Raw genomic sequence first — 23882 nt, 5'->3', positions numbered from 1 at the left:
AAAGTGTGACAAAGTGCATTTGTGAAAAAGCATCAATATGCATTTGGATTTTTCTTTAAAGCTGTTTTAATCATTATAGCCAAATCTAAACCCATGTGCCAGTTTTCTACGTATTCAATGTCAAATTCAATACGTTTTTTGATGGAAGTATCTCCACGACATCCATGAATCTGAGCCCAGCCTGTTATGCCCGGGCGCACCTGATGCTTAACCATATATTTTGGAACATCTTTTTTAAATTGCTCAACAAAGTAAGGTCTTTCCGGTCTTGGACCTACAACGCTCATATCTCCTTTCAAAACATTGAAAAATTGAGGTAATTCATCAATACTAGTTCTTCTAATAAAGTTTCCGACAACTGTTTTACGCGGATCATCTTTAGTGGTCCATTCAGATTTTTCATCACTAGGAGCCTGAACCCTCATACTTCTGAACTTATACATGTTGAAAGGCTTTCCGTTGTGGCCTATCCTTTCCTGCTTGAATATAATTGGACCCGGAGAAGTTATCTTAACGGCAATTGCTGTAATTAACATGATTGGAGATGTTATAATTATAGCTATGACTGATATAATCAAATCAGATGAATATTTGAGAAACTTATTGAACTCATCATCCAGCGGAACGTAACGGATGTTGATTATAGGAATATCCTCTATCATATCCACTGACGGCTGGGCAGGGAAATAGCGGATATAATCCGGAATAATTTCTGCCTTGATTCCTACCTTTTCACAGCTTTCCACAAGCTCGTTGATACGATAATAATATCTTAAAGGAATTGCCAAAACCACTCTATCATACCTGTTTTTTTCCAGAATCTTGTCCAGATCTTTAAAGGAACCTATAATCTCAGTTCCTGCAATTTTAGTTCCGACATGAGTTGAACGGCCCAAAATACCGCCGACAGCAAATCCAAGATAAGGATTATCCTTAATTTTAGTAGCAAATGTAAATGCCAAATCATTATCTCCGACAATCAGAATATGTTTGAGATTTCTGTTGTTTACCCTGATTCTCATCAGGAAGCTTCTGACAATGAAACGTTCGACAATGCCTAAAAATGAAGCAGTGACAGCCATAAGGAACAGCATGATTCTTGAAAAGTCCGGTTCGTTAATGATAAATAATATAGACACCAGAACAAAGAATGCAACAATATTAACCTTTAATATTTGAGTTGCTTCGGAAAATATATTTTTATAGGTTCTGCGAGGCTTATACAATCCAAATGCAAAATATAAAATCAGATAAGTTGGAATAACTGCAAAAACCAAAAACAAAACATAACTATGCAACGGTAAATGACCCCCAATAGGGCCAAATATTGTAGTATGGAATCTCAACAAAAATGAACCAAATAAAGATGATACAATGACCAGAACGTCAATTAATACCAAAACTATATTCAATAATCGCTGATTTTCCTTTATCATATTAATTACCAAAAAAACTAGTTACAATTATAATATAGTATATCAACATATTTAACTTTATTTTTTAAACAAATTTAGAAACAGCTTTAAAATGCATAAAAGAGCAATTCCTAAATATACAACTATATTAATGAGGAAAAACGATTCGTGTGCATGATGTTTTTTATAATAGATATACATGGCACGGTAAAATTCATATATTAACTTGTTTTTTTGTTTTTTACTGCTGGCTCCCTTTAAATGGGTGATTGATGATTTGCCGTAATATACTATCTTCCATCCGGCATGCTTAATGCGGTAGCACAAATCAATGTCCTCACCGTACATAAAAAAGGTTTCATCCAGAAGACCTGCCTGTTTTAAAGCGTCATTTCTCATGAACATGAATGCTCCTGTAAGGCAATCTATTTCATAGACCTCATCATCCGGCAGATTTGTCAGATTGTAATTGTCATCTTTGCTTTTGGTCGGGATATGGAATAATCTGAAAAAGGAATTTTTAACATTTGGAAAAGTTCTTTTACAGGCTTTATCAAGCTTGCCGCTCTCAAGTCTTACCCTGCAGCCGCATGCCCCTACATCAGGATGATTTTCCATATAGTTATAGATATTTTCCAGCGTATTTTCCCAGACAATGGTATCTGAGTTTAAAAGAAGCACATAATCAGAGCTTAAATCTTTCAGTGCAAGGTTGTTTCCTGCTGCAAAACCTCTGTTTTCGCCGGAAGCAATGAAGGTTACATCATCCTTGAAATAATCTTTAAGTCTGGCAAGGCTGTCGTCACCGGAAGCATTGTCAACAACAACGACTTCAACGCTGAAAGGATAATCATATCCCAAAACAGAATTGACTGTATCCCTTGTCAGCTCAAATGTCTGATAATTTACTATAACGACTGAAAGATTCATAATTTACCTTTTAATAAATTTGATAGTGTTAATAATTAATCTATATTCCAATTTTAAATAGTTTTTTGTATTTTTTGATTTGAAATCTGTCTTTTTAATTTTACCCCTTGTTTTAAGGCCTTCTTTAATTCCTGACAGATAAACCGGACCAAAGCCTTTCCTTACAAAGAAAATGTACTTAATTAGAAATCCGAAAAATAGAAATATGAAATTTATGATTTTTAAAGGAATCGGAATGTTTTTATATACTACCCAAACATTGTTTCGGGCGGCCAGACGTACCTTAAACTCATTGTAACGGCTGCCACTTGTAGCACTTCCGATATGATAGACAATTGCCTGAGGACAAAGCAAATTATGATAGCCGTTTATCTTTGAGCGTATAGCAAGGTCCACATCCTCCATATATGCAAAAAAGTTATCGTCAAACATGCCAATCTCTTCAAGAAGAGATTTTCTGTAAAGTGCTGCGCCCGCACAGGATGAAAAGATCTCCCTTACCTCAACGTATTCGTCTGAGTGATGATTTTCACCTGTCTTTTTTGTCCATGCAAGCAGATTGTACTCATCTCCAACATCGTCAATCAGGTCTTTGCTGTCATAGCGAAGCATCTTTGCCTGAACTGAAAATATATCATCTCTTGATGAAATCAAATCTACCATATGCCTTATAGAACCTTTTTTAACTTCAGTATCGTTATTTAAAGAAAATATGTACTCGTATTTTGCATTGGAAATTCCCTGATTTACTGCAGGAGCAAATCCAAGGTTTTCGGAGTTTTCAATTATCCTGACCGGGAAATTGAATGAACCTCCTTTTATAAATTCAACGCTGTTATCGGCGGACCCGTTATCTACGATAATGACTTCCCCAATGCATTCACTGTCATTGTTAAGTGATTCGAAGAAAGCTTTCAAAAAGCGTTCCCCATTATAATTTGGTGTTACAACAGAAACCTTCATATCAATCAATTGAATTTTTAAATCTAAACCACATTTTATAATATAATTTCGGATTTAATAAAAATAGCTGCACTTTTATCTTAAACTTTAAATTTCCTCGGAATCTGGCCAGCTTTGAAAAGAGATTCTTTTTCTTCATTACATACATAACCTCTTCAAAACCATAGCAGCTATAAAAGAAATAGTTCATATTTCCAAATATTGCTCTAGGTATTCTTGAATAAATGATTAAATCCGCCTGTTTGTTCTTTCCGTGAATCCTATAGTAAGTGGAGAGATTTTCAAATATCTCAACAACATCAAAGCGCCTGTATTCCGTAGTTCTGATTGCAGAGTCATACCTTTGAATATAATAGTAGGTCACTTCATTGCTGACATGTATCCTGTCTCCGTGAATCAGCGCCTTAAGTGCAAATTCTATGTCTTCACCATAGACAACGCCAGGCGTAAAAAAGATATTGTTGCCCTTAATTATATCTGCCTTATATGCAAGCTGGAAAAAATTAAACAAAATTTCCATATTCAGTTCCTTTTTAATAAACTCGTCAGTTAATATCGATTCAAAATCAAAATTATTATAGTTTGAAAGCCTATCGTCATGCTTTTTCGCAAACTGTGTTAATGTAAAGTCATAACCTTCAACATACAATTCTGAGAGATGATTTTCCAGTATATAGTCATCACCATCAACAAAAACTAAAAATTCTCCTTCAGATGCTAAAATTCCCTGATTTCTGGCAACACTGACACCTGCATTTTTCTGATGGATTATCTTGTACTTTATGCCGCAGCCTTTTAATGTTAATTTAATGATTTCAAGACTGTTGTCGGTTGAACCGTCATCAATTACTATAATCTCATAATCTTTAAAATTTTGATTGATTACTGATTTTAGTGTAGTACCTATATATTCCTCACAATTATAAACTGGAATTATAACACTGATTTTAATATTGCTCATAATGACCTCATAATTTCATAAGATAATCAACAACTCTTTTTGATGATTGACCGTCCATTTCATTAAATTGTGTTTTAACAAATTCGGATATTTTATTTTCATCGAAGCTATTGCTTTTGATGACATCTATCAGCTGATTTGAATCATAGACTACGGGCCCCGGAACTGTAGATTTAAAGTCAAAGTAAAACCCTCTTTCTTCTGTCATGTAACTTTCAAAATCATAGGTGAAAAATATAATCGGCTTGTTTAAAAGAGCAAATTCTATCATGATGGATGAATAGTCAGTTATCAGAATGTCACTTATAAGCAGCAGTTCCTGCTCTGAAGGATAATCGCTGCAGTCTATATACTGCTCTTCTGATGAAATTTCGCCGCTGTAAAATTTTTTGATTTTTGGATGGAGTCTTAAAGCCAAAATGTATTCATCACCCAAAGACTGGTTGAATTTCTCCAAATCAAGGTAATCGAAAACATTATTGTATTTTTCCTCATCTCTGAAAGTAGGCGCATAAAGAACTATCTTTTTATCGCTCGGCAAATCATATTTTTCAAAGAACTTGGACTTTAACTCATCAATATCATGGTTTTCAAAGTAGTAGTCTGCTCTTGGAAGACCTAACGGCTTGATTTTAGTTTTGGAAATCTGAAAAGCTTCCCTATAGCAATCCTGTATATTGCTGGATGAGACAATCAGGTAATCTGTGTTCTTGCTTGCTTTTTCGAGTATTTTTCTGCTTTTAAAATCAACAGATCCTCCGAATTTCTTAAATGCTCCAGGAGCATGCCATAACTGGACTACAATATTTTTCGGACTGAACTGCATGAAAGCCAAAGGGAAAAAGTTATCATTTAAAAATATGAATCTGGATCCTGCCAAAAGCTTGAAGCTTTTAAAAGACAGCTTATCCTTATAGAAAAAATAAAATTCAAAATTTCCTCTTTTTTCAAATTCTTTTTTAATATAGTCCAAATTTCCTTTAAAGGATTCATTGGAATCTATGATAAATGAAACCCTATTTTTTTCAACATAAGTGTACTTAAATAACTTAAATAGAGCTCCATAAATCCTATGCTTAAAATACCTCATAAAAATCAATGTTAAGATAAATTAATGAAAGAAAAATGCTAAAATTCCAGGGATTGACTCTAACATTGCCTGAACACCTAAGATGAATATTGCAAGTCCTCCAATGAAATTAATATATCTTGCATATTTCATAGCCACTTTTGTACCGAATGTTCCTATAAAAAACCAGCAGATAACTGCAATCAAACTTAAAATAGCTAAACCTAAAGGGTCAACACATGCTGAAACTCCCTGAGCGGCAAGAATTAGATTTTCAATGTTTCCAAAAACTATTAGAGCTGAAAAAGGTTTTAAATCTGATAACACATTATTCACCCCTTACGGAAACAATCATAGCCTGCAGACCTAAAATAAAGATTGCCAGTCCGCCTATGAAATTAATAAAATCAACATAATCAATAAATAACTGTGTTGCAAATGTTCCAATCATCAGCCAGCATGAAACAACAATAAGACTTACAATACCTAATTTTAAAGGGTTTACACCTGCAACAACGCCTTGTGAAGAAAGTACAAGGTTTTCAATATTACCAAAAATAATCAAGCCCACAAACGGTAAATATTGTTCCAACATCCAAATCACCATTTCCCTAAAAACTTAATGTCACTGAATAATATTAAAGAATAATAATATATAAAATTATCTTTATTTGTTTAAAATTTTTTAAAAGATTTAATAGATAAATTATAATTAAAATAAACATTTTATAAAAAAATAATGAATAAAAATAAAAAAATTAAAAGAAAAAAATAAAAAATGTATAATTAATAAGGGTATATTTCAAGTGTAAAATTACCTGTTGCCATACATTTTCTCATAATATTTCTGATAATCTCCACTTTTAACCTGACTGGTCCAGTCCTGATTGTCCAAATACCATTGGATTGTTTCAACAATACCTGTTTCAAAAGTATATGAAGGACTCCATCCCAAATCATTTTGGATTTTTGTTGAATCTATAGCATAACGTCTGTCGTGGCCTAACCTGTCTGTGACAAATTCTATCAATGACTCATCCTTACCCAATTCTTTTAAAATCAGTTTGACGATTTCGATGTTTTGCTTTTCGTTGTTTCCGCCAATGTTGTAGACTTCTCCAAGTTTACCTTCATGCATTACCAAATCAATTGCTACACAGTGGTCATGGACATGGAGCCAGTCCCTGATATTTTTACCGTCACCGTAAATCGGGAGTTTTTTGTCTTCCAGCGCATTTGAAATCATCAGAGGAATCAGTTTTTCTGGAAACTGATAAGGACCGTAATTATTTGAGCATCGAGTAATGTTAATCGGCAAATCAAATGTTTCACCATATGCCCTTGTAATCAAATCCCCTCCTGCTTTTGAAGCAGAATATGGACTGTTAGGCTGAAGAGGAGTTGTTTCTGTAAAATAGCCTTCAGGACCTAATGTTCCGTAGACCTCGTCGGTTGAAATCTGGATGTATTTTTCAACACCGAATTCCTTTGCCGCATTCAAAAGTGTCTGTGTGCCCAAAACATTGGATTTAATAAAGATTTCAGGATCTTCTATGCTTCTGTCGACATGGCTTTCAGCGGCAAAATTTATCACATAGTCACACTGCCTAACCAAATCATCAACAACTTCCTTATCCCTGATATCTCCTTTGACAAATGAATAGTTGTCATGATTTTCAATATCCTTTAAGTTTTCAAGGTTTCCGCAGTAAGTGAGTGCATCCAGATTAACAATCTCGTATTCTGAATACTTATTAACCATGTACCTTACGAAATTGCTTCCTATAAACCCTGCTCCTCCAGTAACAAGTATTTTTGTCATGTTATCACTCATATTTAATTTGAGATTCCTTAAGGGTTTTCCACTGCTTGTCCTTATCTGAAAGAATTATTTCATCAATATCATCAATCGGCCAGTCAATTGCAATATCCTCGTCATTCCACATTATGCCGCTTTCATCTTCACCATGGTAGAATTCTGTGCATTTGTACTGGAATTCCGCTTCATCGGATAAAACTACAAAACCATGAGCAAATTTTGGAGGGATGTACAATTGCTTTTTATTCTCTTCAGATAAAATAGCTCCTGCCCATTTTCCGTATGTAGGTGAATCTGCCCTTAAATCAACACCCACATCAAAGACTTCGCCTTTTATAACACGAACAAGTTTGCCCTGAGGATAATTTACCTGCAGATGAAGGCCTCTCAGGACTCCTTTTGAAGATTTTGATTGATTATCCTGAACAAAGGTCAAATCATGGCCTGCTTCTTTAAAATCATTTTCATTATAAGATTCCATAAAGTATCCCCTGTTGTCCTCAAAGACAGTAGGTTCAACTGTAAACATTCCTTCGATTTCCAAATCAGTAAATTTAAATTTTCCCATAAAATCACTTTTTAACTAGATTAAACAAGTATTGCCCATAATCAGTTTTTTTAAGTTCATTAGCTGTATTAAGCAGCTCTTCATCATTGATGTATCCTTTAAGATAAGCTATCTCTTCAAGACAGGCAATATATAATCCTTGTCTTTTTTGAATAGTTTCTATGAAGTTTGAAGCTTCCAAAAGTCCTTCATGAGTACCTGTATCAAGCCAAGCCATACCTCTTCCCAGAAGTTCAACTTTAAGCTTTCCACGTTTCAGATACTCTTCATTGACTGATGTAATCTCAAGTTCGCCCCTGTCTGAAGGCTTTACATTTTTAGCTATCTCAATCACATCATTATCATAAAAATAAAGGCCAGGTACAATATAATTTGATTTAGGTTTTTCCGGTTTTTCCTCAATTGATAAAACGTTCCATTCATCATCGAATTCAACTACTCCAAAAGCTTCAGGATTATTGGTGTAGTATCCGAAAATGACAGCACCTTCTTTCAAGTCTTTAGCCCTTTTAAGGATTTCAGTAAATCTGTGACCGTGGAAGATGTTGTCTCCTAAAATCAAAGCAACATTGTCATCGCCAATGAATTCTTCACCAACAATGAATGCTTCTGCAAGGCCATTAGGATTTTCCTGAACTTCATATGAAAATTCAACACCGAAACTGCTTCCGTCACCCAGCAAATCCTTAAACATCGGTAAATCACGGGGAGTTGATATGATTAAAATTTCCCTGATACCCGCAAGCATAAGAACGGATATTGGATAATAAATCATAGGTTTATCATATAAAGGCAATAACTGCTTTGAAACCGCTTTTGTAATAGGATAAAGACGGGTCCCAGAACCACCTGCAAGTACTATACCTTTCATAACAATCACTAAAATAGAATTTTGTTGTTAATGATTAATAAAAATTATTTAAAAAAAGAGTTGAAAGTTATGGAAAACTTTCAAATTTCAAAAATTCATTTTCAATGGCCGCATCCTTGAATGTGTCAACAATATCCTTATCAACGGCACCGGCATTGACAAGTTGGATTTCACATTCGATTTCGGTAAGACAGTCATATAACGCATCCAGGTTTTTTCCATAGTAATCCGGAAAATTCAGCACTTCAGCAATATAGTCATGCCCCTTTTCTTTAATCATTTCGCCATCAAGCTGCATTTTAAACCTCTTTGAATGTGTTGTAGTGGTCTGAAGTGTAGTAGACCTTAAAATCACCGGAATTGTAAACAATTCTTTCGGCTCCGCGAGCGGTTCCATTTGCGTTAATGTCGCATTCAATGTATTTTGCATCACTGTCGGGAAGCACATGCTGGCGGTTGGTAAATGTATCCCCACCTATACTTTTTCCGGGAGCATAATCTTTAAGAGGTCCGCCATGCCATCCGAGAGCCTGTGCCTCTTTTTTGGTTATATAGTTGCTTGGAAGCTTATGATACTGCTTAATGTATGCAGCAACCTCATCTACAGTACAGTATTGGCCATTTTCATCAACTTTAACGGAAGATGAATCATCGCCGAACTTAAAAAAATCAAAAAATCCCGCACTTACGCTGCCTATTGTAAACAATGCAATGACAAGTGCGATGATTAATACCAGTTTCTTGTTCATTTAATCAACTCAATATATTCTTTAATAGCTTCTTTATAATCCCTTAAAGGTTCAAATCCGTTTTCAACCCATTTTTCATTTTTCAATACTGAATAACTTGGCCTTGGAGCAGGTCTTGAAAACTCAGATGCTGTAACGGGAATTACTTTAACATCCCTTTCGGCAATTTCAAAAATGTATCTTGCAAATTCACACCATGAACAGCTTCCGGAATTAGTTAAATGATAAATACCGTAATAATCAGTTTCAATCAGCTGGGAAATACCATAAGCCAAATCCGGAGTGTAAGTCGGTGTTCCGACCTCATCATAGACAACTGTAATTTCCGGATGGTTTTCAGCCAGTTCCAGCATTGTTTTCGGGAAGTTCTTTCCGTTTATTCCATATAGCCATGCGGTTCTCACAATGAAATACTTGTCCAGTATTTCCTGGATGGCCTCTTCCCCTTTAAGTTTGCTTTTGCCGTAAATGCTGATAGGCCCTATTTCGCCGTCTTCAGCTATTGGCTCTCTTGCTGTTCCATCAAATACGTAATCTGTACTTACATGAACAAGCGGACAGTCAATCTGCTTGCATGCAAGGGCAAGGTTTCTGACACCATCCCCATTGACTGCATAGGCAAGATCCTGATTGGTTTCACATCCGTCCACATCGGTATATGCTGCAGAGTTGATTACAACATCAGGTTTGCATTCAACTATAAAATCTATAGTCTTATCCTTATCTGTGATATCCAATGTTTTTGAAGTAGTTAAAACCAATTCATGATTGTCCTTTAAAACTTTCTCCAGGTCGTGGCCCAACATTCCATTGGAACCTGTAATTAAAATCTTCATAATAATCCCTTAAAATTTAATATATAGTTTAAATATATATTATATTTAATATTTAAAGAGGAGTTAAAATCATGAAAGTATGTATTATGGGTCAAGGATATATCGGGCTTCCAACAGCCGCTCTTTTCAGCAGAAGCCATTGCGAAGTTGTTGGAGTAGATATAAACGAGGAAATTGTAAACAACCTGAATAAGGGAATTATTCATATAGAAGAACCGGGAATATCAGACATTATCAGACAATCCGTTAAGAAAAATACATACAAAGCTTCACTAACTCCTGAAAAAGCTGACGCTTTTATCATCACTGTTCCTACACCATATATTGTTGAAAACTACAGCTGCGATTTAAGCTATGTTATCACAGCATGCGAAACTATTGTTCCACTTTTGGAAAAGGGAAATACAGTAATTATTGAATCTACAATAGCTCCAATGTCAACTGATGAGGTAATAAAACCTATTTTTGAAAATGCAGGTTTTGAAATTGGAAAAGACCTATATCTTGCACATTGTCCTGAAAGAGTGCTTCCAGGTAAAATTTTAGAGGAACTGGTTCACAATGACCGTATTATCGGTGGAGTAACACCGGAGTGCAGCGTTAAAGCAAGTGAAGTTTACGGACAATTCGTTGAAGGCTATCTGATGCTTACAGAAGCAAAAACTGCAGAGCTTTCAAAATGTATGGAAAATACATTCAGAGACGTCAATATTGCACTTGCAAATGAACTTGCAAAAATCTGTGCAGAAATCGGAGTAAACGCACTGGACGTTATCAAAATGGCAAACAAGCATCCTAGAGTTAACCTGCATTCACCAGGACCTGGTGTTGGCGGACACTGCCTTGCAATTGATCCGTATTTCATATATGCAAAGGCACCTGAAACCGCTAAAATAATAAAACTGGCCCGTGATACCAACAATTCCATGCCAGCATTTGTCTGCAAATACGTAAGAAAAATTATTCCTGACGGCAAAATTGCAGTACTCGGAGTTTCTTACAAAGGAAATACAGGTGATGACAGGGAAAGTCCTGCTTATGAAATAATCGCTGAGCTTGAAGAAAACGGTTATGAACTTTCAATTCACGACCCTCACATTGAAAGGGATAATTTTGTAAGTTTTGCTGAAGCTGTAGACGGTGCAAAATTAATACTCATCTTATGTGACCACAAAGAGTTCAAACATCCGGATTATAAGTTAATCAGCGAAAAAATGGAAAATCCTATTATTTTTGATACAAAAGATATTATCCATAAAGTGCCTGATGATGTGAAGCTTTACAACTATGGCAATCTGTACACACTTTAATTAAAATACTTAAAAAAAGATATGAAGCGGTAAATCCGCTTAAAATTAAAAAAAAATAGAGTAGTTTATTCTCCAAAACTTACTCTTTCGAATTTTTCTAATGCTTTTAGTGATTTTGTTGCATCTACACCTATTTTTGTAGTTGTTCCATCACTTTCAGCTACAGGATCAAGAGATGAACCTCTGACATTAGGAACAATCATAATGTCCCTGTCACCTTTGATACGTGTTGATATTGCATATTCAACATCTTCAGCATCAAATACATTGACATCTGTGTCAACTACAACACAGTGCTTGAGTGAAGGGTGAGCGGACAATGCTGCCATAATTGCATTTTTTCCATCTCCTTCTGTCTGTTTTCTAATAGATACAACTGCATGCAACCAGCAGCAGCCACCTTCAGTTAAAACTACATTTTCAACAGTAGGAACAGCATTTTTAACAGCTTTGAATATTCTTGGTTCCTGTGGAAGACCTTGCAATAGCTTATGTTCAAAACCTGCAGGAATGATTGCATGATAAACAGCATCATTTTTGATATGCATGGTTTCAAGGTTTATGATTGGCTGGTCACGAATGATATCATAAGTGTCGGTCAAATCAACGAAAGGACCTTCAGGAACTGTTTCGCTGACAGATATTTTACCTTCTAGAATTATATCTGCCTGAGGAACGTTCAAATCACCGCATTTGATTAGCTCCAAATCACCGCCTTTAAATGCGTTGGCCACATCCATCTCATCATAGTCAATAGGAATTGAGGTTGTACTTGCAAGCAATATTGCCGGGTCCATTCCGATAGCTATGGCAATTTCCAAATCTTTTCCTAATTTTTGAGCTTTTTGGAAATATGTGTAGAGATTTCTAGGAACAATCCTTATAACGAGCCTTTTGTTATCGAGAACCATCATCCTGTGAATTGATGCATTCTGAATGCCAGTTTCAGGGTCACGTGCAAAGACTACACCCGCAGTGATATATGCTCCGCCGTCTCTTTTATAATGAGTTAAAATAGGTATTTTATCCAAATCCACTTCGCAAGTCTCATAATCAGAAAAGTCTGTGAATTTATCTACTTTAACTGGTTTTTCCATAGCTTCAATTATTTTTTCAGTAATCTCTGAAACTTCACAGTTGATAGATTTTGCTATTTTTTCACGAGTGTTGCAGATTCCTGAAATAACCGGCAGGTCAAAACCTTTAACATTTTTAATAATAACAGTGTCTTTCGGATATTGTCTTAAGACCTTTGCAACTTCATATTCACTTGAAAGCTCTTCGGTAATTTCAATTATATTATCATCTTCAATTTTCATGATATCCCTTTTTATAAATTTATTTTCTTATCTTTCAATTTGTCTAAAAGTCCTGTAATGTTTGGATTGTCAATAGCAAATATCTCACCTGCTATAACTGCGGCATTTTTACCATTGTTAATTCCTACTGTTGCAACCGGCACGCCTGGAGGCATGCTGACAGTAGTAAGCATGTAATCATTTCCGTGTTCATTAGTACATGGAACTCCAATTACAGGTCTGTCAGTGAGTCCTACAAGTCCTCCTGTAACTTGTGATGAGTTGGAGCTGATTCCAATGAAAATTTTAGCATTTTTCATTGCCTTTACATAATTTGTGAATTTTTTATTTGATCTGATTGGACAGATAACTTTTATATCATGTGAAATCTTTAACCTCTCTAGAATTGCCCCTGCCTTTTTAGCAACAGGCAAATCAGTCTGCCTTCCCACAATGATTGATACTTCCGCATCAAAATTTTTACAGTTCTTTAAAGAACTTTCATCGACTTTAACATCATTGATTTCAAGGTTTTTAATTCTTAAAAATTCATTTTCGATAAATGGTCTGTCAATCTGCTGGACAATGCTTTCATTGCTGTCATATACCTTTTTAGCATAGTCCTTTCTAAGTTCAATTATCTTTTGGCGCACTTCATCATCATGAATTCCAATGTATTGGGCAGCCAATATTGCGGCATTATCTCCTCTGTCTATACCGACTGTTGAAATAGGGGAAGGATAAGGCATTTGAATAACTGACTCAAGTGCATCCCTACCACTAGTTTTAACATCAACTGGAACTCCAATAACTGGCCTTGGAGTATATGCAGCAATAACTCCCGGCAAATGTGCCGCTAAACCTGCAATTCCAATAAATACTTCAATTCCAGCATCAGTTCCTTGAGTTACAATTTCACGAACAAGATTCGGAGTCCTATGAGCTGAAGCTATCTTCAAACTGTAAGGTATTTCAAGTTTATCCAATATGTCCATAGCTTTCTCAGCAATAGCAATATCCGAACCGCTTCCAAGAATAATCATTATTTTTGGTGTCAATAAAATCCCTTCTAAAATAAATTTTAATATAAATATTTTATTCAAAGTCATTAATAAAAATTACAATATTTTCACAAAATCATTGACAGATTTATCCTATTTCTGGACAAATCAACATCGAGAACTTTAACATCCACAATCTCCCCAACACTGACAATGTCCAAAGGATGTTTCACATATTGATTTTCAACCAACTGTGAAATATGTACCAGTCCGTCCTGATGAACTCCAATATCTACAAAAGCTCCAAAATCAACAATGTTTCTGACTGTTCCCTGCATTATCATGCCAATTTCCAAATCTTCAATTGACAGGACATTTTTTCTAAGTATAGGTTTTGGCATGTCCTCACGAGGATCACGGCCTGGCTTTTTAAGCTCTGAGATAATATCCTTCAATGTTTCCTGACCTATATCAAGCTCTTCAGAAATGGCCTTTAAATCCAGATTATCAAGTTTAAGACTGTCAGAACCTATATCATTGACTGTATAGTTAAGCTTATCCAGAAGCTTTTCAGTAGCGCTATAGGATTCCGGATGAATTGTAGTGTTGTCCAGAGGATAGTCAGGATTATCAATTTTAACAAATCCTGCACACTGCTCAAATGTTTTTTTACCCAACTTTTTAACGTTCAGAAGTTCTTTTCTATTGGTGAAACTTCCGTTTTCATCCCTATACTCTATAATATTTTTTGCAGTTGATTTTCCAATACCAGATACGTGATTTAAAAGACTGTAAGAAGCAGTGTTCAAATCAACGCCAACTTCATTTACAACCTTCTCTACAACACCGTCCAAAGACTCTGAAAGCTGTTTCTGGTTCATGTCATGCTGATACTGTCCGACACCAATCGATTTAGGGTCAATCTTTACAAGTTCAGCAAGAGGATCCTGAAGCCTTCTTGCAATTGAAACCGCACTCCTTTCACCTTCTGAAAAATCCGGAAATTCCTCATCCGCCAATTTTGATGCTGAATATACTGACGCTCCCGCTTCATTAACAATTATGTATTCTACATTTGTTCCCCTGATTATTTTGGCTACAATCTCTTCGGATTCCCTTGATGCAGTTCCGTTTCCGATAGCTATAACGTTGATGTCATACTTATCAATCAAATCACGGACAGTTTCAATAGATTCCTTAACCTTTTTTTGAGGTTCTGTAGGATAAATCAATGCAGTATCTAGGACTTTACCTGTTTCGTCGATGATTGCCAGTTTGCATCCTGTTCTGAATGCAGGGTCCCAGCCTAAAATAGTTTTGCCGACAAGAGGAGATTCCATCAATACCTGATTCAAATTCTGTGCAAATACTTCAATTGACTTTTCCTCTGCCTTTTCTGTGAGATAGTTTCTGATTTCCCTTTCGATAGCCGGAGAAATCAGCCTTTTATATGAATCTTCAATAGCCTCTCTGATAACAGGAGTAGTGTAGGGATTGTATTCTATCTTTTCAGGAATTTTGGAGATATTTTTTAAGGTATGCCTTTCAAGATAACTTAAAACATCACTGACGTCACATTCCAGCTTTACCCTGATTACACCTTCATTTTCAGCCCTGTTTATAGCCAGAATCCTGTGTGGAGGAATTTTTTTGATATTTTCAGAGTAGTTATGATAAACGTCATATTCATTTGAAATTTCCTTGTCCTTAACTTTTGAGGTAATCTGGCCTGTAAAGTAAGTATTTTTCCTGATTTTTCTACGGAAGTCAGAATTGTCAGAAATTATCTCAGCGATAATATCCTGAGCACCCTGAATTGCTTCTTCTGGAGTGTTTACATCTTTTTTGGGATTAACATAATCTTTAGCGATTTTTTTAATTGATTGTTTAACATCCTGAGCAAGTATGACCTGAGCCAATGGTTCCAATCCTTTTTCACGGGCTTTGGTTGCTCTTGTTTGCTTTTTGGACTTGTATGGCCTGTAAATGTCTTCAAGTTCAACCAGAGTAGATGCATCTGAAATCTGCTTTTTTAAATCATCCTCCAATTTTCCAAGCTCATCAATCCTTTTGATAACCTTTTCCTTTTTATCCTCAAGATTCCTGAGATATCTTAAACGTTCATCGAATTTCCTTAATGTTTCATCATTCAGAGAACCTGTTACATCTTTTCTGTATCTTGCTATAAATGGGATGGTATTTCCATCATCTATCAATTTGATTACTCTTTTTACTTGCCAATCAGACAAATTCAATTCTTTTTCCAATGTTTGAGTTATCATCAATCTCTCAATCCTGTAATTTACAATATAATAATGTTAGTGTGAAAATGATTTAAGCATTTCGCTGGAAACCATAAGGGGAAATTTAGGATTTTGTATTGAAATTAGATAAAAACCTATACAAACTTATAATCACACTACAAGAAAAATAAATCTGTGAAAAAATTTGAATAGTTATTTTTAATAATTATATTGCCTTAAAAAAGCCATTATTTAAATAAGATTTATAATATACCTATAAATGAATTAAAAAAAGTATGGTGAATTTAGTGTATTGGTTTTTAGTTATTCTGACTTTTCTTTTAGCCAGTGTAAAATCTGCAAAACCTAAAAAATATCAGAAGGTTTCAGTTATTATACCGGCATACAATGAGGAAGAAACTGTTGCCAAAGTCGTTGAAGTAATCAAAAAGGTGTCGTTTGTAGATGAAATCGTTGTTGTCAATGACGGATCAAGCGACAATACCGAAGGCGAAGCTTTAAAGGCAGGCGCAAAAGTAATCAACCATGAAGTTAACAAGGGAAAGGGTGAAGCATTATTTACAGGTTATAAGAAGGTAGACTGTGATATTATAGCCTTTATAGATGCAGATATCTATAACCTGACTTCCAATAAGGTTGAAGCCATGATTAGGCCTATCCTTGAAGGTAAAACCGATATTACAAAAACTAAATTTGCCCGTGAAAGCGGACGTGTAACTGAACTAACTGCAAAACCGCTTCTTAATTTCTTTTTCCCGGAAATTTCATTTGAACAGCCTTTAAGCGGTCAGTTTGCAGCAAAAAAAGAAGTTTTAAAAAGAATTAATTTTGAAAAGGACTATGGTGTTGACGTAGGAATCGTTATTGATGCTGATGTGCTGGGAATTTCAATTATGGAAGTGGACATTGGTGCAATTCAGCATGACATGTCTCCATTGGCCGATTTGCATTTGATGGCTAATGAGGTTGTAAGAACAATTATCAACCGTGCAAACAAGTACGGTAGAGTGACAATGATAGATGACATCGGATACTACATTCGAATGGCAATTGTGGGACTTTCCCTAATCATTCTCGGACTGTTCACAATATTCTATGTCAGATACATCCCATTGATTGTTGCAATACTTCTTAGTATAATCGGAATTATAATAGCCGTTTTCTATACTGTCAAAGTTATTATACAGTCAATCGTCATATTCAGAAAGACTTCGAAGACCAATCTGTTCAGGTCTTTTATCAGAATCCATTTTCCAATGATTATTTCAGTAATCATCCTTCTTTTAATGATTTCAACATTTATAGGTTCCGCTCATTTTGACAATGGTGTTCTGTCAGTTGAACCAAACTCAAGAAACCTGATTATTTATGCTGACAATACCGCCAGAGACAATGCAATTACCGCAAGAGGACCGTTTACAATTGATGTTGCTATTGAAAATGAATCTTCGCAAATAAGGCTTCCTTCAGATGCCATGATGACGCTTGGTATAAAATCCAACGATACGCTGGTAATCAACAATGAAATTTACACTGTAAACGATACCCGTAGCGGTGAACCTGACGTTATCAGATTACCTAATGAAGTGAAAAAAGCATTGGATGTTCAAACAGGTTCTGTTATTCAAAATAGCCGTTTAAATCAAATATTTGAAGGAGTAGGAGTGCTTCACCATTTAGAAAGCAGCAATGAGAATGCAACTCTTATTGAAAAGCTGACAATTTCCTCAAGGGATAAGGAAGCATGCAACTTTGAAGTATTCATAGATAACGAATCTGTAGCAAATTCATTTGGAATATTCAGGGACGAATCAACCTATGACATTGCAGTTAACGATGAGGTAGTCCAAACAGTAACATACTACAACAATACATTTAGTGACTGTAATTTCACATACAACGGCCACAACATATACATAGATTTTGTTGATAGAAACAATACTGCCATAAAACAATTCGTAAGATCAGAACAGGGCAATTTCCTTAATTTATACATTTAAAAAAAAATAGTAAAGAATCTAAGAAAATATTCTTAGATTATTTTTTATCATAAGCTTTTACAGCTTCTTCAACATCATTATAAAGACCTAAAGCTGCAAGAGCTCCTACTTTTCCTTGCTCACCGGTAACGGCAATCAAAGGAATATTTAATTCTTCAGCAACACTTTCTGCAGTTTCAACATCTATCATTCCTGATTTTGTAGCAATTGAATATTCCCTTAATTTTTCAGGAATGTCCAGACCTTCCAAAATAGCTATTGCTGTTTTATCAGATAAGGTATCCCTTTTAAGAATTTCAATGACTCTGTCAATCAGAACTTGTTTTTTAGACTCTTCAACTGCAAAAGTCAATGCAATGGAAACACAGTTTTGAGTTTTATGAGGATTATGAGGATACAATTGAACTATAATATGGTCAAGATATTCAAATCCTTCACCTGCAAGTTCAACACCTAAATTATGAGCCATAGTCCATGTAGCACCGGCGTCTTTTGTATCAGTATCATCAACACCAATGACCACTTTTTCAAGTTTAGGAGTGACTACAGTAGCTTTTCCTGCTTTTGAACCGCCACCAACTTCTATAAGCTCAACGTATTTAACTCCTTCACCCATACCTCTGCACATTCCGGCTCCAACACCTGCGCCTGCAAGACCTGCGTGAGTTACCTTAACTTCATCGCCGTCGACAACGATTTCATCAATTCCAGCAGCATTGAAACTTGCTTTAAGGTCAAGCGGAGCACAGCCTGTGTGACATAAGTAAACATGCTTGTTTCCGTCACGGTATGCTGAATCTATTAATTCTGAGTTGTTTCTGTATTGATTCAATAACCAATGAGACCCTGAAATGCATGGATGATATTCTACAATTTCAACCTTATCGCCATCGACCATGGTCAAAACTTTTTCATATGGTGCAATCCATGGATCCTGAAATTTTTCTCTTAATTCATTTGGTTTTAAGATTTCCATGTAATCATCTAAATTTCTTTTAATCTGTCGCACATTTTAATAGCTGCTTCAACTGCACTTTTTGCGTTTTTGACACGTCTGTGAGCATCCATTCTGGTCATTCCAGGACCGGTAATACCGAGTGCTACTGGAGTATCATATTCAAGTGCTAAATCAGCGATTTTACGGGAAGCGTGCTGTGCTACAATTTGATCGTGGTCTGTTGCACCTTCAATAACTGCACCTAAAGTGATTATTGCATCGTATTCATCTTTCTGCAATAATTTTTTAATTACAAGAGGCATGTCAAATACTCCTGGTACAGCTACCACTTTGGTAATTTCACATCCTCTGTTTTTAGCTTCTGCTTTAGCCAATTCCAACATCATTTGGGTTATGTCATAATTAAATTCTGCAACTACTGCTGCAATTTCATATCTTGCCATTTTATCTACCTCTTTATTTGTTTAACCGAATATGATAAGTAAAAATCCTGCTACCCCACTAACTACCATAATGAATATGATAAAAAGTGCTGCCATTTGCATTCTGGTTAATTTTTTGAAATCCATATTTATTTCTCCATTACTTTTTTATAAATTATTTTTAACCGCTTCGGCAACTTCCATAGTGGAAGCATTGCCTCCTAAATCACCGGTTAAAATATTAGCATCATTTAATACTTTTAAAATTGCCGCATCAAATCTGTCTGCAGCATCATTCTCGCCAATGTATCTCAGCATCATAACGGCTGAAAGCATCATTGCTATCGGATTTGCAATACCTTGACCTGCAATATCCGGTGCTGAACCGTGTACAGGTTCAAACAATGCAGCATCCTCACCGATATTTGCAGAAGGAATCAGACCTAATCCTCCAACAAGACCTGCTCCCTCATCGGACAATATGTCTCCGAAAAGGTTTGTAGTAACTATTACTTCAAAGGTTTCCGGCTGAGTTATAAGATACATTGCGGTTGCATCAACATAGAAATCCTCGGTTTCGATATCGGGATAATTCTTGGCAACTTCGTAAAATATCTCCTTGAACAGACCGTCACTTTTCTTTAATACATTAGCTTTATGAACAGCTGTAACTTTAGTCTTATTGTTTTTAAGTGCATAGTTAAATGCATAATCAATAATACGTTGTTCAGCTTTTCTTGTAATGATACGCCTTGCCACTGCGCCTTCATCAGTATATTCCTCTTCATCGGCTATATACATTCCTTCTGTATTTTCACGCACAATCATAAAGTCAATATCATCTGACAGGGCATCTGTATTCGGATATGCCTTAACAGGCCTTAAGTTTGCAAACATTTTCATTTCCTGACGTATCTTAACAATAACGTCAGCTGCAGTTTCGCCTGCCGCTCCGAATAAGCATGCATCGGCATTGCGTATAATATCTAAGGTTTCACCAGGCAGTGCTGTGCCTGTTTTTTCAAGGCATTCGTCACCGGCTTCACCATAAGCATAATCAAAATCTATACCTAAACTATCCAAAACAAAAAGTGTAGCTTCCATTACTTCTTTTCCTATTCCATCACCTGGAACTACAGCTATCTGATATTTATCTTTTGTTTTTGAGGTACTCAATCAAACCACCTTGCTCTAAAATCTCTAACATGAACGGAGGTAACTTTTTAAATGTAATTGATTCTCCATTTTTATTAGTTATCAAGCCTTTATCCATGTCCACTTCTATTTCTTCCTGGTCTTCAACCAGTTCACTTATTCCCGGAGCTTCAAGAAGCGGAACTCCAACATTTGTAGCGTTTCTGTAAAATATTCTTGCAAAGGACTCGGCAATGACAGCCGCTACTCCAACACCTTTAAGTGCAATTGGAGCATGTTCACGTGAAGATCCGCAACCGAAATTCCTTCCGGCTACAATGAAATCCCCTTTTTTGCATTTTTTATCAAATTCAGCATCCAATCCTTCCATACAATGCTGGGCTAATCTTTCTTCATCAGTGTAAATCAAATATCGTCCAGGAACGATTATATCTGTGTCTATATCATTTCCAAATTTCCATGCTGTTCCTTTCACAATATCACTCCGGTGCAACAATTTTTCCTTCAATAGCTGAAGCTGCAGCAACAGCCGCTGAAGATAAGAATACTTTACCGTCAGGAGAACCCTGTCTGCCTTTAAAATTCCTGTTTGAAGTGGAAAGACTTACTTCTCCAGGACCTATTATACCAGTGTGGCCTCCAAGACACGGACCGCAACAAGGAGCAGAAACAAGGGCTCCTGCTTCGACAAATATCTTTATCAGTCCTTCATCAAGAGCATTTGTATAAACTTCCCGTGATGCAGGAATCACCAGCATTCTGGTATCTTTAGCTACTTTTTTGCCTTTCAATATTTTTGCAGCATCCCTGAGGTCAGATAATCTGCCGTTTGTACAGGATCCTAAAAATACCTGATCTATTTCCTGGTCGACTTCACTTACAGGCTTTACATTATCAACATTATGAGGGCAAGCCACCTGAGGTTCCAAATCACTTACATCAACGTCAATTATATTAAGAGAAGAGGAATTCAAATCTGTCTTGAATACTTTATATGGCTTGTTGGAACGTTTTTCAACATATTCAATAGTTTTTTTATCAGGTTCCACCAAACCGGTTTTTCCTCCCATTTCAATAGCCATATTACATAAAACCATCCTGTCTGAAATGCTCATATCAGAGACTGTTTCACCTGCAAATTCACAGGCCTTATATGTTGAACCGTCAGCACCCATCTGGCCAATGATATGTAAAATGACATCTTTTGCATAAACATTATCCTTTAACTTGCCTGTTATCTCAAATCTGTTTGTTTCAGGCACTTTAAACCATAAGTTTCCTTCAGCAAATACCATTGCCATGTCAGTTGAACCTATACCGGTGGAAAATGCACCTAAAGCTCCATGAGTACATGTATGAGAATCTGCACCTACAATTACCTCACCAGGCACAACATGACCCAATTCAGGAAGAATCTGATGACATACACCTGCATTGACATCATAAAAATGTTCAATGCCCTGATTTTTAACGAACTCTCTCATGACAATATGATTGTTTGCTGAATCAATTGAGTCTGCTGGAACTTGATGGTCAAACGGAATGACAATTTTTGATGAATCCCAGACTTTTTCAGCTCCTATTTTTTCAAAAGATTCTACTGAAAGAGGTCCGGTTAGATCATGAGTCATTGCTACATCAATATCAGCTATAACTATATCACCAGCTTCAACATTATCCTTACAGGATGCTCTAGCTAATATTTTTTCAGACATTGTTGGCATATTTTTAACCTCTTAATAATGATAAATATATATATTTTTTAAAATATATAAGTTCGTTTTATTTCGAAAATTCAGATTTTTTTCAATATTTTAAATTTATATATAATGTATTCCAAAATAATATTATGAGCTCATTTTTGAATAAACTAAGAAAAAAGGAAGAACCTATTATTGAAGAGGAAGGCCCTGTTTGGGATGATAGGATTTTCTGGGTTTCAACATTACAAAAGATAACTTTTCCAGTCTTAAGTAACCTGGCAAAAGGTTCATTAAGGAAAAATATGCCTTATGAATCTCCTAGCCTTGAAGGACAGAAATTCTCATATCTTGAGGCTTTTGCACGGGTATTCAATGGAATTGCTCCATGGTTGGAGTTAGGACCAGATAGCTCAGAAGAAGGAATTGTCCGTGAAAAATATATTCAGGTGACAAAAAAGGCTATCTCAAATGCAGTTAACCCTAACAATAACGATTACATTTTTATTGTTGAACCTAAACAGTCTTTAGTTGATGTTGCTTTATTTGCTCAAGGATTACTCAGAGCTAAAAATCAAATTTGGCTCAATTTACAAATGGATGATCAGGCAAGAATTATCCGTGAACTTAAAAATACAAGAATAATTGCTCCATATGAAAATCATTGGCTGTTGTTTACTTCAATGATTGAAGCTGCTCTTTTGGAATTTACCGGAGAATGTGATAAAGAACGTTTAAGCTACGGTGTTCGTAAATTCAGAGACGAATTATATATAGGAGACGGAATATACTCTGACGGTGAAGAGTTTGCATCAGGATACTTCAACAGTATGGTAATACATCCTATGCTTAATGATATTTTAAAAGTAATGAGGAAATACGGAATAAACGACGGTGAGTTCTTGGACGTACAGCTGATGAGGTCATCAAGATTATCATCACAATTGGAAAGAACCATCTCACCTGAAGGAACTTATCCTCTTATAGGAAGCTGCATGGGTTACCGTTGTGGAGTTTTCCATTTACTTTCACAGGCTGCACTATTGAAAATACTGCCGAGAAATATTAATCCGGCACAGGTAAGGTCTGCACTGACAGAAGTCCTCAAAAAGCAGTTTGCTGAAAATCAGAACTTTTCAAGCAGCGGATGGTTGCTTCTTGGATTGAACGGTTCACAGACCGACATTGCAGAAAACGATATCAACACAGGAAGTCTTTATTTCTGCTGTACAATATTTGCAGCATTAGGCCTTGATGCCAGTGATGCATTCTGGACAGCTCCATTTGCCGAATGGACAAGCATGCAGGCATGGAACGGACATCCTCTACAAAAAGATCAATCAATTGATTTTTAAATTCTTTTTTTATTTTTTATTATAATCTTATTTTGAAAAAAAGTACTTTAATAAAAGTAGGGTTAAAATTGAACCCTAACAATTATTAATTGGAAACCAAATTGAATTTCCATACACAACTATTATTAAATATATTTTTTTAATATAAATAATTTAATATTAAATTAAAAAGTAATACTTTATATAGAATAAGTAATAATTATATAATGCTGGAACTTATAAAAATTCACTAAAATTA

The 23882-nt window shown here is 35.6% G+C and carries 24 protein-coding genes; 3 read left to right on the top strand and 21 right to left on the bottom strand.

The features are described from left to right. Positions 1-32 precede the first annotated feature (32 nt). From QZN33_RS01090 to rfbD, 13 genes are all read right to left on the bottom strand, one after another. On the bottom strand, positions 33-1436 hold the full coding sequence (locus tag QZN33_RS01090) for an undecaprenyl-phosphate glucose phosphotransferase (RefSeq protein WP_296788630.1): 1404 nt from the start codon (positions 1434-1436) through the stop codon (positions 33-35). A 57-nt stretch (positions 1437-1493) separates the two neighbouring features. Further along, positions 1494-2345 (bottom strand): glycosyltransferase family 2 protein, encoded by an 852-nt coding sequence (locus QZN33_RS01085; RefSeq protein WP_296788627.1) that lies wholly within the window; start codon positions 2343-2345, stop codon positions 1494-1496. 3 nt (positions 2346-2348) lie between these two features. Then, positions 2349-3308 (bottom strand): glycosyltransferase family 2 protein, encoded by a 960-nt coding sequence (locus QZN33_RS01080; RefSeq protein ID WP_296788624.1) that lies wholly within the window; start codon positions 3306-3308, stop codon positions 2349-2351. Between the two features lies 1 nt (position 3309). After that, positions 3310-4269 carry a glycosyltransferase family 2 protein gene (locus QZN33_RS01075; RefSeq protein ID WP_296788623.1) on the bottom strand — a complete coding sequence of 320 codons (960 nt, stop codon included), beginning with the start codon at positions 4267-4269 and terminating at the stop codon, positions 3310-3312. Between the two features lie 7 nt (positions 4270-4276). Further along, positions 4277-5359 (bottom strand): CDP-glycerol glycerophosphotransferase family protein, encoded by a 1083-nt coding sequence (locus tag QZN33_RS01070; protein WP_296788620.1) that lies wholly within the window; start codon positions 5357-5359, stop codon positions 4277-4279. 21 nt (positions 5360-5380) lie between these two features. After that, entirely contained in the window at positions 5381-5665 is a 285-nt protein-coding gene (locus QZN33_RS01065) for a hypothetical protein (protein ID WP_296788616.1), read from the bottom strand. Between the two features lies 1 nt (position 5666). Further along, positions 5667-5933 (bottom strand): hypothetical protein, encoded by a 267-nt coding sequence (locus QZN33_RS01060; RefSeq protein ID WP_296788614.1) that lies wholly within the window; start codon positions 5931-5933, stop codon positions 5667-5669. 219 nt (positions 5934-6152) lie between these two features. Next, positions 6153-7160, bottom strand: coding sequence for a dTDP-glucose 4,6-dehydratase (gene rfbB, locus QZN33_RS01055; RefSeq protein ID WP_296788612.1), 1008 nt, complete (start codon positions 7158-7160; stop codon positions 6153-6155). Between the two features lie 4 nt (positions 7161-7164). Next, the gene (gene rfbC / locus QZN33_RS01050) at positions 7165-7725 is read right to left on the bottom strand and encodes a dTDP-4-dehydrorhamnose 3,5-epimerase (protein WP_296788609.1); all 561 of its coding nucleotides are present in this window, start codon (positions 7723-7725) and stop codon (positions 7165-7167) included. 4 nt (positions 7726-7729) lie between these two features. After that, positions 7730-8596 (bottom strand): glucose-1-phosphate thymidylyltransferase RfbA, encoded by an 867-nt coding sequence (gene rfbA / locus QZN33_RS01045; RefSeq protein ID WP_296788606.1) that lies wholly within the window; start codon positions 8594-8596, stop codon positions 7730-7732. A gap of 67 nt (positions 8597-8663) precedes the next feature. Beyond that, positions 8664-8894, bottom strand: coding sequence for a barstar family protein (locus QZN33_RS01040; protein ID WP_296788603.1), 231 nt, complete (start codon positions 8892-8894; stop codon positions 8664-8666). A gap of 1 nt (position 8895) precedes the next feature. Then, entirely contained in the window at positions 8896-9345 is a 450-nt protein-coding gene (locus QZN33_RS01035; protein WP_296788600.1) for a ribonuclease domain-containing protein, read from the bottom strand. Next, positions 9342-10181, bottom strand: a complete 840-nt coding sequence (gene rfbD / locus QZN33_RS01030) for a dTDP-4-dehydrorhamnose reductase (RefSeq protein ID WP_296788598.1) — start codon at positions 10179-10181, stop codon at positions 9342-9344. Before rfbD ends, QZN33_RS01035 begins: the two co-directional genes overlap by 4 nt. 71 nt (positions 10182-10252) lie before the next feature. Here rfbD and QZN33_RS01025 point away from each other — a divergent pair, with 71 nt between their 5' ends. Then, the gene (locus QZN33_RS01025) at positions 10253-11491 is read left to right on the top strand and encodes a nucleotide sugar dehydrogenase (protein WP_296788596.1); all 1239 of its coding nucleotides are present in this window, start codon (positions 10253-10255) and stop codon (positions 11489-11491) included. A gap of 65 nt (positions 11492-11556) precedes the next feature. Here QZN33_RS01025 and QZN33_RS01020 read toward each other — a convergent pair whose 3' ends face one another. The 3 genes from QZN33_RS01020 to QZN33_RS01010 form a co-directional block, all read right to left on the bottom strand. Then, a complete protein-coding gene (locus QZN33_RS01020; RefSeq protein ID WP_296788594.1) occupies positions 11557-12810 on the bottom strand; it encodes a UbiD family decarboxylase in 1254 nt (417 codons plus the stop codon). 11 nt (positions 12811-12821) lie between these two features. Then, entirely contained in the window at positions 12822-13847 is a 1026-nt protein-coding gene (purE, locus tag QZN33_RS01015; protein ID WP_296788580.1) for a 5-(carboxyamino)imidazole ribonucleotide mutase, read from the bottom strand. 71 nt (positions 13848-13918) lie between these two features. Next, positions 13919-16072, bottom strand: coding sequence for a Tex family protein (locus tag QZN33_RS01010; RefSeq protein WP_296788578.1), 2154 nt, complete (start codon positions 16070-16072; stop codon positions 13919-13921). Between the two features lie 269 nt (positions 16073-16341). On the opposite strand from QZN33_RS01010, the gene QZN33_RS01005 reads away from it, so the two are divergent. Further along, entirely contained in the window at positions 16342-18054 is a 1713-nt protein-coding gene (locus QZN33_RS01005; protein WP_296788576.1) for a glycosyltransferase, read from the top strand. Between the two features lie 37 nt (positions 18055-18091). Here QZN33_RS01005 and mmp11 read toward each other — a convergent pair whose 3' ends face one another. The 5 genes from mmp11 to hacA form a co-directional block, all read right to left on the bottom strand. After that, positions 18092-19030, bottom strand: coding sequence for a methanogenesis marker protein 11 (gene mmp11 / locus QZN33_RS01000; protein ID WP_296788574.1), 939 nt, complete (start codon positions 19028-19030; stop codon positions 18092-18094). An 8-nt stretch (positions 19031-19038) separates the two neighbouring features. After that, entirely contained in the window at positions 19039-19455 is a 417-nt protein-coding gene (gene ribH, locus QZN33_RS00995) for a 6,7-dimethyl-8-ribityllumazine synthase (RefSeq protein ID WP_296788572.1), read from the bottom strand. A gap of 147 nt (positions 19456-19602) precedes the next feature. Continuing rightward, on the bottom strand, positions 19603-20610 hold the full coding sequence (locus QZN33_RS00990; protein WP_296788568.1) for an isocitrate/isopropylmalate family dehydrogenase: 1008 nt from the start codon (positions 20608-20610) through the stop codon (positions 19603-19605). Continuing rightward, positions 20585-21064: a 3-isopropylmalate dehydratase small subunit gene (locus QZN33_RS00985; RefSeq protein WP_296788565.1), complete on the bottom strand. Its 480-nt coding sequence runs from the start codon at positions 21062-21064 to the stop codon at positions 20585-20587. The genes QZN33_RS00990 and QZN33_RS00985 overlap by 26 nt, the downstream gene beginning before the upstream one ends. Before the next feature lie 4 nt (positions 21065-21068). Next, on the bottom strand, positions 21069-22313 hold the full coding sequence (gene hacA, locus QZN33_RS00980; protein ID WP_296788563.1) for a homoaconitase large subunit: 1245 nt from the start codon (positions 22311-22313) through the stop codon (positions 21069-21071). A gap of 98 nt (positions 22314-22411) precedes the next feature. Here hacA and QZN33_RS00975 point away from each other — a divergent pair, with 98 nt between their 5' ends. Further along, positions 22412-23644 (top strand): DUF2264 domain-containing protein, encoded by a 1233-nt coding sequence (locus QZN33_RS00975; RefSeq protein ID WP_296788648.1) that lies wholly within the window; start codon positions 22412-22414, stop codon positions 23642-23644. The last annotated feature ends 238 nt before the right edge of the window (positions 23645-23882 follow it).

The sequence above is a fragment of the uncultured Methanobrevibacter sp. genome (assembly GCF_900314615.1).
GTDB lineage: Archaea > Methanobacteriota > Methanobacteria > Methanobacteriales > Methanobacteriaceae > Methanocatella.
This window is presented reverse-complemented; position numbering and strand designations above follow the sequence as displayed.